This is a genomic window from Pontibacter qinzhouensis, assembly GCF_008017455.1.
GTDB classification, from domain to species: domain Bacteria; phylum Bacteroidota; class Bacteroidia; order Cytophagales; family Hymenobacteraceae; genus Pontibacter; species Pontibacter qinzhouensis.
In genome coordinates this window covers 30,872-44,202 of record NZ_VRTY01000007.1, presented here as the reverse complement: position 1 = coordinate 44,202, position 13,331 = coordinate 30,872, and the positions used below count along the sequence as shown (strand labels likewise).

The window sequence follows — 13,331 nt, the reverse complement described above, 5'->3', positions numbered from 1 at the left end:
TCATCCCCAAAAGCAGGGGTTAAACTACTGGTACCTACGATTCGGTTGAGGCGATAAATTTAGAAATCTGAACATTCTTCCATTTACCCATTACCTCGTCCTGCCTCCCTACCAGAATATCGATACGGTTACGGATGCGTTTGTGCATAGTGTCGCGAACGATATAAAGTCCGTCCAGATCGTCTGAAATACCGGACACGACCAGCGAATCGCCATAACTGATCTCGCCGCCCCACCGCTCATGCAGATCGCGCGAAACTGCGATCCAACGATGTTTGCCCGGATTTTTTTCATTTATTTTGGAGCCATCTGCGGTAATAAAAGGAGTATCGTCGGTCTGACCTGGCTCAGGAAAGTAAACAGTGGCTGTTACGGTAATAGGTTCAGGAGTAGCATCTGCAGTAGGTTCCTGTTCCGCTATGGTTTTTGGTTTAGCAATATTAAAAATTGTAGTTTCCTTATTTTTGTCAGCTTGCAGCGTCTCTGCTTTACTGACCGAAAATTCTTCATCCAAAACCATGAAAATGAAGAGTGCTACTGCTAGTAATTTGTACCTAATCATAAGCAATCTTTTTGTTATACATCGGTTTTCTAATAATAAATGGCTTTAACGATAGTTTTTCAACTAGGTTTCAAGACCTTACAATAGGCGCTGTTAAGCCAATATTTATATAAAATTCAAGGTATAAGCTCGATTATTATACAGGGTTAAATTTTTTATTTATTTAGTTATAATCAATTCATTTATCTATATGATATCTCTAATTATTAATATTTGTGAATATTTGTATAATTATTTTAATATAACCGGAGCTTAAACGCAGTGTGTTGGTAAAGCAAATTATCAGATAACACGGTAATAACCGAGTGATTTCAGCAGTTTAAAATTAAATTATTTAAAGAACCCTTAATTAATTTTCTTTGGTCAGATGAGTCAATTGTTCAATGTATATGTATCTGGCAATTATTATTACTCCCCAATTGAAACCTGGATCTAGAAGCCAGTTAAAGCAGGTTAAAATAAAAAAAGCCGGCAATTTCTGCCGGCCTTTCTCCTCTTTTTAATCAACTAAATTTAACTTTAGATCTATTTTGAATGGTAAACCATCTATTCCTATTTTTAAGTAATCGCGTAGCTAAAGAAGCAAAAAATTAAGGAGATTTCAAAACGAAATAGCAGGTTCAAGTACTGTTTGTGAAACTGGTGAAACCGGAGGTACTGGTTGGTTTTAAGATTTCTTAACGTATTTATCATACACCACATACCCAATGAACAATAGCAAACTGATGCCACCTAACCAAAGCAAACCAGATTTTAGGCGGTCACTGTTTTCGCCAAGCCAGGCCAGCAAAATAGTCAGGGGTATTATACCGGCAAGTGTTGCCGCCATAAACTTTAAATAACCCATTTTAGCAAAGCCAGCCACAAAACTTACGGCATCGTTGGAGAGCAGCGGAGAAATACGGGCAATTATAACAGCCCATATACCATAATCATCTACAAAACCTGCTACTTTTTTCTCTGCCTTATGGCCGATAATCTTACTTACGCCGGTCTCTCCCAGGGCATGTCCTATAAAATACCCAACCGTAGCAGCCACCGATACAGCTAATACAGCCAGAGCTGATCCCCAGACAGGTCCGTAAGCCAGTATAGCCACCAACATTAACGCTACCACGTTTACCACCACTAGAAACATTTGCGCTACCATAGCGCCAACCAGGAAAAACGGCCCCCAGAATCCAAACTGACTCACCCATTCAGAAATTTGCTCCTCTTCTCCGCTGGTCATCACTAGCCATGCCTCTTGCATGGTGTTTTTAAAATCAGGCGAAACAAAGTAGGCCAGTACCAGCACTACCACAATGGCTCCGGTTAGGTACAAGGGCCATTTACTTTCACCTACTTCTTTATTCTGCTCTTTTTGAGTTGCTTCTGCCATGTACCACCTAAACTTGTTGTTTAACCACTAGACGTAGAAACAGGTGCTTGAGTTGGGGCTTCTACCATGCCTGATGTAGAATTTAAGTAATATCGATGGTGGTAGGAGGTTTTATGATCAGGATTGGCTATTTTATATTGAATGTAGAACGGTAATTCGCTGCCTGATGTGTAGGTGCTGCTAAGATGTTGCTGTTGTAGCTCCTTCTGGTCCGGGCTAAGCGGTAGTAGTTCCTCATGATCGGGTTCGGGTTCGGGCATGCCGCTGCCAAACACGATGGCAGCCAGCAAACCAGCCAATATGCCACCTAAATGCCCCTCCCACGAAATTCTTTCTTCGTTTGGGAACAGGCCATAGATAAAGCCGCTATACAAAAACAGGATGGCCAGCGAAACTGCCAGTGCGCTTCTGTCGCGCCTGAACATGCCCAGGAAAAACAGATAGCCAACCATGGCGTACACAACCCCACTTGCACCAATGTGGTAAGAGTGGCGGCCAATAAACCAGGTTAGCAAACCACTGCCAACATAGCACACGGTTAACACTTGCCAGGCTACACGCCTATGCAGAAAAATAATGAGCCCCGTTAGCAGCACCAGCGGAAAAGAGTTTGAAAGTAAATGCGGTACACCACCATGAATGAGCGGGCTGGTAACCACCCCAATTAATCCGAAAAACCTACGTGGTAAAACTCCCAGCCAAACCAAATGAGCATCTGTCAGGAACTCCATCAGCTTAATAAGCCAAAGCAGACCGACAAACAACGCTCCTGGTAAAAAGCTGTAAGCAAACCGGTCACTTTCCTCCTGCAATGGTTTCATGTTACATGTAGAGTTTAGCTGTAGCGGCGTAAAATTAAAAGAGTGGTTGTGTAAAGTTAAGGTTTCTTTTGAAAGTACAGGAGAGGCTACCAGAGGAACCGAAACAAAATGCACCCTGAATCCATATATATGAATAGTGCTGCAATTTCAGAATAGAGATTAGTAAAACTTCTAAAGACTTTATCATCCGTTGGCGGCATAAAGATCAAACGGCTGATTCTAATAGGAGTTATTTCCGTTGTCTGCATTATTAAACGCCTCGTATGTATTCTATCTATACTAAAACATTCGCTGTGGCTGGCCTCTTGGTGCTGTTGCCAATTTACGCGTTTGTAAGAAAGCGGCAGACTCACCTATCACCCACAGCCGATGCTCCTTATGCAGCCTGGCTTACGTTTCTGGTGTATCTGTACCTGATCTTAACTCCTGTACTGGCTTTCGAGGAAAATCTTCCTGCAGGCAACTTAAGCAGCATCAGGTTTTTCGGATTAATGATTTATGCACGCCTGGTATTGCAGGCGGTACTGGTGCTGTGGGTAAAAAAGTGGTCTCCTCTTATTGGCATTAGCTACAATTTGTTTTGCTTGTTCCAGTTCAGCTACTTGTTTACTGTGTATGCCGAAGATTTCCATACAGAAGCCGTTACCTACCATTCTTCCAGCCTTTTTCTGGCTATTGTCGTGAGTAGCCTTGTAGTGGACAGCGTTTACGCACTGCTGTATTACCGCAATAACACCGTAGACAGGAAGCTTATGATTGCCCTTAATTTTTTGCATGCGGCAGCCTTACTGCTGCTGCTTATGAGTTTCTTTTTTTAAGCGACCCGACTTCAACATATCTACAACATCAGAATTTTCGGTTCGTAATAACAGGTAAAGCTGTCCGAGTTTTTTGGCAGCCATCTCACATTTTTTCAGACTCTCCACCTGGTGTACCTGGCAGCATCTTTTTGCATACTTGCAATAAGGTATTTCTGTAGCCTGTGCATCACTCTCTGAAAGTGTATCCTTCTTATTTCCAGATATTTCGTTATATTCGATATTGTATCATAAAGGCTATCCTCCATGAGTATCCGACTTATAACCAGCCTGTTTGTAATAGCATTTTGGATTTTGCAGCCATTAGTTTCTCCTGCTGCTCAAATTCTGGTGCCCATGGATGTAGCTCAAAAAGATCATTTGAAAGCCTATGGCATTGCCTTCTGGGTACTGCAAAAAGAACAGGAAGTAGACTGGCTACTGAATTACAGAGGAGGTAGCTTCGCTTTCCGGCAGGCCGAACCTGTTGAAAAAGAACTTCTGGCAAGAGGAGTATCTTACCAGGTGCTCTCTGATGCTGCCTACCAAGAGATTATAAGTCAGATCGCTCACCCTGACGCTAACATGGATGTGATGAAATTGGAAAAGGTGCCAAAAATTGCCGTATACTCCCCTCCTATGGCTGAGTTTGGAGAAGATGCTGTTACCCTGGTGCTCACTTATGCCGAAATTCCGTACGAGCTTGTGTTTGATGAGGAAGTGCTGGAACAGAAGCTGCTGAACTTCGATTGGCTGCACTTGCACCACGAGGACTTTACCGGCCAATATGGCCGTTCAATCGGTCGGCGACGCGGCAGAGATAAGTTTCTGGCAGAACAGCAGGAGGCCCAGCGGCTGGTCGTTAAATATGGCTATGACAAAGTATCGCAGATGAAGCATGGTGTGGCAATGCGCATTAAAGAGTTTGTAGCCGGTGGAGGCTTTATGTTTGCCATGTGCTCCGCCACCGACACATACGATATTGCACTGGCCGCTGAGGGAGTAGATATTGTCGATGAGCTTTACGACGGAGATGGCATTGACCCGGATGCACAACAAAAGCTGGATTTTACTAAAACATTTGCATTCCACAATTTTGTTATTAGCCAGAACGGCTACGACCGCGGGTTTTCCAGCATCGACAACCAACGCTGGGAAAGAGGCATTGACGAAGAAAATGACTTTTTTTCGCTCTTCACCTTTTCTGCCAAATGGGACCCGATTCCGACCATGTTAACCCAGAACCACAGCAAAACCATAAAAGGGTTTATGGGCCAGACGACTGCTTTCAAAAAAGAACAGGTAAAGCCTGAGGTAAACATAATGGGCGAGTTGCAGGCAGCAAACGAAGTGCGGTACATGAACGGCACTGTAGGCAAAGGCACCTGGACGTTTTATGGAGGCCACGATCCGGAAGCCTACCAGGCCCGTGGAAGCCATTACCCGACCGACTTAAGTCTGTACCCAAACTCTCCAGGCTACCGACTGATTCTGAACAACATCCTTTTCCCGGCTGCCAAAAAGAAAAAACCAAAAACCTGACAGGCATACCCTTGACACTTTTTGAATCAAGATCCTTTGGGAGGATGATTTCATTAGAATAATTGGGTAGTAGGGTTCAAAGCGTCTGCTGCTTTACAACACCTACACGAACTTATAATTGGTCAGCCGGTAGCTGATAAAAAACTAAATGTGACTTATTTAAAGTTTGCTACCTTCTCTTCCTCCTGTGTTTGCTAATGTACTGAATAACCGTAGCCTCTGAAATAACATCCTTTAAGGTTTAAAGATAGAAAGTGATGGCTTAATCCTGGATTATTGGATTAATTATAGTAGTTTCAGGTTGCTTATTTTGATCCTACATTGGTTTATTCACCAGTTATGCCTTTTACAGCATCCCTTAAGTATAATGTATCATGCCTTTTTCTCTGCCTGCTGCTGCAATCGTGCTTAGTGCAGCAAATTGATTTTTCGCCATACCAGGAAAGCTCTTATTACCAGCAAACGCTACAGGCGCTGGAGCATCAGGGGCCTACCATTACCACGGCAGATACCCTTCAGGTTGGTTGGGCCAAGGTGAATATGACGCCGCCGCGCCACAATCCGCTCGCCGGTTACGGCAAGCGGCGCGGCATGAAATATACCTCCGTACATGACTCAGCCTATGTCCGCACCTTTGCCTTCAACAACGGTAAAAGTCAGGCTTACCTGGTAGCACTCGACCTGCTTATAACACCCATGGCCGTTACAGAGGCCTTAGAAAAAGTCTACCCTAATCTGGGGCTACAGCCAGAGCAGGTATACCTGACAGCTACGCACACTCATACCAGCTTTGGCGGCTGGGGAAAAAAACTAATGGGACGCATCATGGCCGGTAAATACGATAGAAAAATTGTGCAAGCCACCGTTGATCGTATTTTGGAAAGTCTTGTGCTGGCAAAAGCAAATCAGCAACCTGCCAGGGTTGGTTACGGCGAAATTTATGCGGCCGAACTTGTGGCCAACCGCCTCACCGGCGATGCTGCGGCATTAGATACAACCATGCGTTTTTTAAAATTTGAGCAGAAAGGAGGAGCAACAGCCCTGTTTTGCAGCTTCTCAGCCCATCCTACTATTCTGCCCTCCATGCAACCTATCCTTTCCCGCGACTACCCAGGCGCTTTAGTCGACTCTCTGGAAACGCAGGTCGATTTTGCTGCATTTGCCGCAGGTGCAGTTGCAAGCCACCAGACCAAAGCCCCTCATGGCGATTCATTCAGTAGTACCGAAGCCGTAGGCCGGCAATTAGCCAGCAAATTATTAGCCGCAGAAAAATCAGTACCGATGGCCTATCAGCAGACGCTAGGTTATGCCCGTGTCCCTTTTGAATTACCAGCCACACAATGGCGCTCCGGCGATACTCACCGTTTTGCTCCTTTCCTGTTCAGGACGGTATTTGGCAATTATGGAGCCTACGTTAGCAGCCTCCAAATCGGTAGCATGGTATTACTCGGAGTGCCTGCCGATTATTCTGGTGAGTATATGAAACAGTTGCAGCCAGCGGCTCAACAACACAATAAAGAAGTAGTTGTTACAGGCTTTAACGGTGGCTACATAGGCTATATAACTCCAGAAGAACATTATCCACTTAAAAAATACGAAACCCGCGACATGAACTTTTACGGTCCCTATACTGGCACTTACCTGACAGAAATTTTACAGCGCCTGCTCCGGCTGCATGAGCAGAAGTAAAGTAAGTTACTGATGCGACTCCTGAGGTAATGTGCCGGAAAGCATCTACTGCTATCAAATGCTCAAGGGAGCTTCGCACCTTAACCACTTTCAGCCTTACCGATGTAAAGAAGCTTAGCTGCAGTTGCTGGTGCTATACAAATTCTATTTCTGAAAAGTTAAGAAGCCATTTATCACATGGTTTTTCGATTTTCCGGGAACTACTATTTGGAACTCTGATAAGTGAAGACGTTGTAGATAGTTATAGCTAAAACTTTTTACCAACTAGCATATTCCTAAAGTAAAAAGCTCCTGCACAGTGTTACTGCAGGAGCTTTTTGGTGTCTATGCCTTTGCTTTTGATTTTTTGTGCGTCTCCTGCTCCGGGTTAAGCCGGTTCAGTACTTCCAGGGCCTTGTTTACATGCTCCAGTGGTTTGGTACTGGAGTCGAACACATGCCGCACAATACCTTTTTTATCGATAATGTAAGTAGCACGCCCTGGCATAATGCCCAAAAACCGGGGTACTCCGTAGAGGCTCCTTACGCTACCACCTTTGTCGCTGAGGAGCAGAAAGGGCAAATGGTGAATTTTCTCGAACCGCTGATGCGTATCCAAACTGTCGGAGCTCACTCCTACTACCTCAGCGCCTTGTTCCCGAAACACCTCATACTGATCACGAAATTTGCAAGCCTGCTTTGTGCAGTCAGAGGTGTTATCTTTCGGGTAAAAATACAAGACAACATTTTTGCCTTTAAGCGTTTCACAAAGTCTAAAAAAGCCACCATCCTGTCGTTGCAACTCAAAATCAGGTGCTTTGTCACCAACTTTTACTATTTCACTCATTATAAATCTTCCGTCTGAAGTCCAGAATATCATCGAAAAATGTTTTCGATTTACAAACTTAAGTACAAACAACTTAAAAAGTAAACAAGTGCCTTTATTGTTGAAATTATAACAGAAGATCCCGCCAAATAAGCTCCCTTTCTCCACATTAAAACTTGTAAAATCTAATAGCTTAAAATTAATTTGTTCAATAAGCTACAAACAAATAAGCCTAGGATCTAAAATCTAATAAGTGTACTCCTTTGGCAGATTAATCCTCGTATGAATTTAGAGCTATAGTTTAAAATTATCACTTAAACATCTTAAAATAAGCCTCTTACTTCAAATATACATTCTTTTAACTCGGACCTTCCAACGGTTCTATAAGGGTAAATTAAACTCTCCAGGCGGGTAAAGGTATATATAGAAAAACGCTATGTTGTAGCAATTTGCTTTAATGTATTGTTAAAGTAAACCATCTGATTCATGACAGGATCACATAAAAAAGTTTGGGTAGTGGCTGGTTTGTCTGCTGTAGGTTACCTGTTGCTGGCCTATACTAGGCCGGCGCCCCTAAATGGGTGGCTTCTGCCGCTCTATGCGGGTATTTTTGCCTGCTATCTCTACTTAACGCAGCACAAGAGTTCTGTCTGGTTTGGGATTGGCACAGCAATGGCTTTTAGGGCATTGCTGCTGTTCGCCCTGCCTGCTTATCCTGTCGCTACACAAGAGCTTTGGTGGCAATCATTAACTAGTAGCTCCGTTTATGGTGTGCGGGCCTTTTGGATACTTGGTGAGTTCGGCTCTATTCTTCTACTGCTAAGGCTTCTCCGTAAAATGGGGCTGCCAGATAAGCACCTGCTTTGGTATGCCTTAAACCCAGTTGTTATACTTTCATTAACGCTTTACCTGCACCCCTATAACTGGCTTATTTTCTTCCTGTTGTTAAGTTTGTACCTGCTGAACTACCAGAAACATGTCTTAGCTGGTTTGGCTTTCGCTCTTACTATAGCGTTGGCACCCATACACCTGTTGCTGCTGCCATTGCTGCTCAAACGTATTAAGCTTAAATGCTTTGGTTTGTTCACTATAGGTTTATCAGGATCAGGTGCTATAATTTACCTGCTAGTGCAGCAACAGGTAGTCTGGCAACATGCTTTTATTCCGGTTGCGGTTCCTTTTGAAGGAGAAGTTTTTAACGCCAGTATTTTTCCGGTGCTGCAGTTGCTTAGCCAGATGTGCGGCCCAGGGTGCAGCCAGCTCCCGGTAGTGGTGGTGATAAGCACCGTGGCAGTGGCAGCGGTATTGCTTGCTTATTTTAAAGCGCTGCACTCGTTACGCAGGCTAACCGGGTATATGGCAACTGTACTAACAATTTTCTTACTCCTAAGCCGGACGGTGTATAGCTGGCAGCTGGTTCCGCTGCTGGTGCTTACCTGCCTCAGCCATTTCAGGTTTGCCATCGTCTGGACAGCAATGGTGATACTGCTTTACCTACCGGGATACGAGAAACAGGAAGCGCTTTTTGTAGTGCTGGAATACTCGCTGGTGTTAATCTGGCTCGTAGTGGAAATATACCTTTACAGGCAGCGCCGCATCCTCCACAACCTTCAGCCGAAACAAAGTCATCAGAAAGGTAAAACAGTAGGTTAACCGCTATTTGCCTACATCGAGCAAAGGCTGCAACAGAAAATCGTTCAGTGGCTTCACGGTTTTAAATGCATCGAGCACCAGCTCCATAAAATCGTGGCTCAGAACTTCCTTATCCGACAAAGGCTTTACTGCATTCCAGCTCTTGAAACGCAAGTACTGAATGGCAGGGTTATCTTTGTCGTAGCCTTTCGGAGTGGTTTTTAGCTGTTCTCCCGAGAGCTCCGGAAAATAGTTTCTAAATGAATTGCTTTCCACTATATCTTTAAAGGTTTCGAGGTTATAATCGATCTCCTGCCTCACCGCCTTCAGATCATCTGCAGGCGGCATCCAGAGACCACCGGCTACAAAAGATCTGTTGTTGGCTGATAGGTGCAGGTAGTAACCGGGCTTCGTCGATTTACGGCCTCCATCTGCTATGTAAGCGCCAAAATGGTCTTTATAAGGCCTTTTGTCATTAGAAAAACGAACATCGCGGTATATCCGGAAAACGAGGTCTTTGCCTTTTTGCCCATAGGCAATAGGTTCGAAGGCTTGCATGGCTGTCAAAAGCTCCTCCAGAAAATCAATATAATTTTTACGAGCCAGATCATATGAGGCTTTATGCTCCGCAAACCATTCGCGGGTATTGTGTTCAGCCAGTTCTTTTAAAAAACTTAAGGTAGAGGAATCTATTGTGCGTGCCATGGTAGTTATAGTTCAGAGGCTTTTACTGGTGTGTTGTTAAAACGTTGCGGCTTGCACCTTCATTGCAATAGAGAATTTTTTGTATGACCGCCTGCTGTTAAACCTTATTGTAGCATGATAGCTAAATTATGCTAATGAAAAGTGCCTTCCAAAGCAAAAAAGTAGTGTAAGCATGCAAGGGTAATAAGTTGTTAGCTGTATCCTAAAAGCTTATAAATAAGATAACCTGTCACCTCATGCAGCAGCAGGTGCCAATTAGTAAAGGCGTGAATACTAGGAATGAGGAGTTCATCTGGTGTGAATCTTCTGTCGTCGGCGTAGAAGTCGGCGCTGTAAGAAGTGGTGCTTAATCCAGCTTTTGCAAAGCACCCGGACGACCGTCGCATATGATAGGCTGAAGTTACCAGCAGCAGCTTTTGAAGCTCCGGGTGCTCCTGTAACAAGGCTGCCGTTAAAGTGGCATTCTCACGAGTGTTACGACTTTCAGTCTCCAGCAAGATACTATCTGTAGGCACTCCGGCTATCAGCAGCAACTCCCGAAGGTGCTCTGCTTCACTAGCAGGGTTTTTTCCTAATAAAGTAGCACCTCCCCCCGACAAAATAAATTTGTTTACTTTCCCTAATTTATACAGCTGCAGCGGGTGTAGCACCCTATCGGCTCCTTTGCGGGTATGCACTCTGTCGGGAACTGAGCTACTGCCGGAGGAGATGCCACCCAGTATGATGGCTGCATCGTAGTGCGCCACTTCACTCACGGGCGTAGCTTTTACTTCCCAGGTGCGCCAGGCCTCATTTGCTAAAAAAGGGTTTGAAAAGAGCAGCAAAATGGAAATTGCTCCTGTGAGGCAATGCTTTCTCCAGCGCAATGATTTTAGAAAAAATGCCAGCAAGAGTAACACCAGCACCCATATAAAAGGCATCAGAAAGTAATGTAGAACCTTCGAAAGAATAAAAAACATCGGGGTCAGGGAATGAAGCTTTGTTGTTCCTGCAATTGAAACCGGTTAGGTGGCAAAATAAGTAGCCACTTCTTAGTTGCAACAGGGTTGTTTAAGGAGGCAAGTTAGAAAGGGTTCTTTAAAAAATAAGCTTTATGCAGGAATATCCAGATGCATCTTTAAATGATTTACCAATTCTTCTAATGAAACAGGCCTTCAGAAGCAAAATGGCAGTTTTTCATCCAAGGGCATCATCAAAAAGATTAAAGCAAAACGCTTGAGACTTCATTTCAGACAAAGTTGATGAAGTAAAAATAGTTATTCACCAACTATATTTATAAAGAATGCACTTGTAGTTTAGCTTTGATAATTACAGATTAATTTTGTCAATATTAGTTATTTATCTACATTGTATATCTAAAAGTCGGTTTATGTAATTGCTTTACAGCTGATATTTTGGCAAATTCCGGCAACTCACAAGAACCTCCTGATCAGCCACAGCACAAGCGATAACAAGATGCTGAGGAGGATCATGGTGGTAATGGGTGCAAAAAATTTAAAGTTCTTCCGCTCCACCCTTATATCGCCGGGTAACTGGCCGAACCAACTTAACTTGTCGCCTGCCAGCCACACCACCAGCCCAATTACAACCAGAGCAACACCTGCCAAAACAATTAATTTTCCTGTAGATGCCATAATCTTTGTTATCTGATACACCTAAAAACCAATTCGCATCCCTAGCGAAACATTCAGGATGTCCCTGGGGCGCAAACCTCTTTCCTTTATCAGGGAGGTAAGCAGCAGGTCGTATGTGCCAGCTTCGCTATAAAGGCTAATGTTTTTTACAAGTTTAGTACGATCTTTCAGCTCGAAATTAACGGACGAGCCCACATAGCCTAGAATCCTGAGGCGCGTAGACCACCAGTAATAGCCATCCGGGTATAAGTCGTGCCACGAAAAACTGTATTGGTCGCCAAAGTGGTAGCTAAATCCGATACCGGCCCTTAATGGCGTTAAACTATGCCGCGACTTCAACTTGATCCGGAAAGGCTGGTAAATTGGCTTCAGTGTCAGCAGGTACTGGTTCTGCTCACTTTGGAACTTCGGCACAAAACCAGCCAGCAACTCTACCGCCACACGCTGGTTGAGGCTGGTATAATGAGGACCAACAGATAACATACCCATATTACCGGCAAACTGCAGAACCGCCCCATTCGGCACATACCAGGCCGACCTGAAGCTTTCCTGGCTATAATCCTCTTCTTCCTGCTGTTGCCCAAAGGCCATGTTTATAAGTAGAAAAAAAGAAGCTAGACTAAATAGCAGACGTTGCACCATGGGGCTTTAGAAATTAACTCGCTCCAGTTTAAACTGCTCTCCTACGATTTGCATCACCATGTACTCTCGCTCGTTGGTGGTTGCTACAGTCAGGTGGTCTACTCCTTCTTCTTCAACTTTATAAAAATCATAACGGTGCGTGTGCCCATGAATAGACAGACTGACATTATACTTCTCTAAAAGCCTTTGGTAACGGTCGTTGTTATGTTCGCCAAATTCGAAACTAGTTGGCGGAATATGCGACACAACAAACACAGTTTTGTAGCTGGCTCTATCCTGTAGTTGTGTCTCCAGCCAGTCGAGGTCTGGGGCTTTAAAATCGAACTCCAGGAAGTTTGTGTTTAGGAAAATGAATTTAGAAGAGCCCACTGCAAAACTGAAATCAAATTTACCGAACATAGCTCTGTACACATCCTGGCCATTTCCAACAGCATCATGATTTCCTATTACAGCCACATAAGGCACTCGCAGGCGATCCAGACTACGGTGAATCCAACGGAACTCTTTTAGGAGGCCGTAGTCGGTTATATCACCGGCGTGCAGTACAAAGGCGATGTCGTCACGGTGGTTCATATGGTGCACCATGTCGTCGTTATCGGCATAAAACCCTTGTGTGTCGGCAGTTAAGGCTACGGTTAGCGTGTCGGATGAAGAAGGCTGCTCCGCTAGAATCCGAGCGATGTGCTGTTCGTTGATGTTTCTTTCTTCAGGTTTTAGCCGCACTTCATACGGACTATACTCAAAGAGCTCGCAACCGGCCAATGCCAGCAACAGAGCGGGGAGCAGCAACCAGGAGGTTGTGCGGTAACAGTATATATTTTTCATAGTGTAGAAGCGGGTGTAAGCGGTAGTAATAAGCTATACCTACAGTACTATCGCTATGTTTCAATAATAGAGGCTTCTATTGCAGAACCGTGACTATTTTCTGAATATGTATCTCTTTTTTAAGTAACTAACGGTTAAAATTGGTACTGTAACATTAACTTCATTCAAAGGGCCTGGTCGCTGAGGCTTCCTCAAAAGTATAAATTTAGGGCTAAATAAATAGCACTTCTACTCCTGCTCAAAACAAATAAATGTTTAAACTATTAGTCGATAGCTTGTTATAATCAACCTGAATGT

General features: G+C 44.0%; 13 protein-coding genes. 4 read left to right on the top strand and 9 right to left on the bottom strand.

The window, feature by feature from the left end:
* Positions 1 to 34: 34 nt before the first annotated feature.
* The 3 genes from FVR03_RS02895 to FVR03_RS02885 all read right to left on the bottom strand — a co-directional run bounded on the left by FVR03_RS02895 (position 35) and on the right by FVR03_RS02885 (position 2,764).
* Complete coding sequence (locus FVR03_RS02895; protein ID WP_187270020.1) at positions 35 to 562, bottom strand: RlpA-like double-psi beta-barrel domain-containing protein; 528 nt, start codon at positions 560 to 562, stop codon at positions 35 to 37.
* Positions 563 to 1,229: 667 nt separating this feature from the next.
* Positions 1,230 to 1,943, bottom strand: coding sequence for a TVP38/TMEM64 family protein (locus FVR03_RS02890; protein ID WP_147920266.1), 714 nt, complete (start codon positions 1,941 to 1,943; stop codon positions 1,230 to 1,232).
* A gap of 20 nt (positions 1,944 to 1,963) precedes the next feature.
* Positions 1,964 to 2,764 carry a rhomboid family intramembrane serine protease gene (locus FVR03_RS02885; RefSeq protein WP_147920265.1) on the bottom strand — a complete coding sequence of 267 codons (801 nt, stop codon included), beginning with the start codon at positions 2,762 to 2,764 and terminating at the stop codon, positions 1,964 to 1,966.
* Positions 2,765 to 3,027: 263 nt separating this feature from the next.
* Between FVR03_RS02885 and FVR03_RS02880 the strand changes: the two genes are divergently transcribed.
* From FVR03_RS02880 to FVR03_RS02870, 3 genes are all read left to right on the top strand, one after another.
* Positions 3,028 to 3,582, top strand: a complete 555-nt coding sequence (locus FVR03_RS02880; protein WP_147920264.1) for a hypothetical protein — start codon at positions 3,028 to 3,030, stop codon at positions 3,580 to 3,582.
* 246 nt (positions 3,583 to 3,828) lie between these two features.
* A complete protein-coding gene (locus tag FVR03_RS02875; RefSeq protein WP_147920263.1) occupies positions 3,829 to 5,103 on the top strand; it encodes an asparagine synthetase B in 1,275 nt (424 codons plus the stop codon).
* Positions 5,104 to 5,514: 411 nt separating this feature from the next.
* The gene (locus FVR03_RS02870) at positions 5,515 to 6,792 is read left to right on the top strand and encodes a neutral/alkaline non-lysosomal ceramidase N-terminal domain-containing protein (RefSeq protein ID WP_255474035.1); all 1,278 of its coding nucleotides are present in this window, start codon (positions 5,515 to 5,517) and stop codon (positions 6,790 to 6,792) included.
* A gap of 324 nt (positions 6,793 to 7,116) precedes the next feature.
* Here FVR03_RS02870 and FVR03_RS02865 read toward each other — a convergent pair whose 3' ends face one another.
* Positions 7,117 to 7,617: a peroxiredoxin gene (locus FVR03_RS02865; protein WP_147920261.1), complete on the bottom strand. Its 501-nt coding sequence runs from the start codon at positions 7,615 to 7,617 to the stop codon at positions 7,117 to 7,119.
* Positions 7,618 to 8,082: 465 nt separating this feature from the next.
* Here FVR03_RS02865 and FVR03_RS02860 point away from each other — a divergent pair, with 465 nt between their 5' ends.
* Positions 8,083 to 9,249, top strand: a complete 1,167-nt coding sequence (locus FVR03_RS02860) for a hypothetical protein (protein ID WP_147920260.1) — start codon at positions 8,083 to 8,085, stop codon at positions 9,247 to 9,249.
* Positions 9,250 to 9,252: 3 nt separating this feature from the next.
* Here the strand turns inward: FVR03_RS02860 and FVR03_RS02855 are convergent, their stop codons facing one another.
* The 5 genes from FVR03_RS02855 to FVR03_RS02835 all read right to left on the bottom strand — a co-directional run bounded on the left by FVR03_RS02855 (position 9,253) and on the right by FVR03_RS02835 (position 13,034).
* Positions 9,253 to 9,933, bottom strand: a complete 681-nt coding sequence (locus FVR03_RS02855; RefSeq protein ID WP_147920259.1) for a DUF2461 domain-containing protein — start codon at positions 9,931 to 9,933, stop codon at positions 9,253 to 9,255.
* Positions 9,934 to 10,124: 191 nt separating this feature from the next.
* Positions 10,125 to 10,853, bottom strand: coding sequence for a YdcF family protein (locus tag FVR03_RS02850; RefSeq protein ID WP_255474034.1), 729 nt, complete (start codon positions 10,851 to 10,853; stop codon positions 10,125 to 10,127).
* Between the two features lie 492 nt (positions 10,854 to 11,345).
* Positions 11,346 to 11,567 carry a DUF2905 domain-containing protein gene (locus tag FVR03_RS02845; RefSeq protein ID WP_147920257.1) on the bottom strand — a complete coding sequence of 74 codons (222 nt, stop codon included), beginning with the start codon at positions 11,565 to 11,567 and terminating at the stop codon, positions 11,346 to 11,348.
* A gap of 21 nt (positions 11,568 to 11,588) precedes the next feature.
* Positions 11,589 to 12,158: a hypothetical protein gene (locus FVR03_RS02840; protein ID WP_147920256.1), complete on the bottom strand. Its 570-nt coding sequence runs from the start codon at positions 12,156 to 12,158 to the stop codon at positions 11,589 to 11,591.
* 57 nt (positions 12,159 to 12,215) lie between these two features.
* Positions 12,216 to 13,034, bottom strand: coding sequence for a metallophosphoesterase family protein (locus FVR03_RS02835; RefSeq protein ID WP_147920255.1), 819 nt, complete (start codon positions 13,032 to 13,034; stop codon positions 12,216 to 12,218).
* Positions 13,035 to 13,331: the final 297 nt, after the last annotated feature.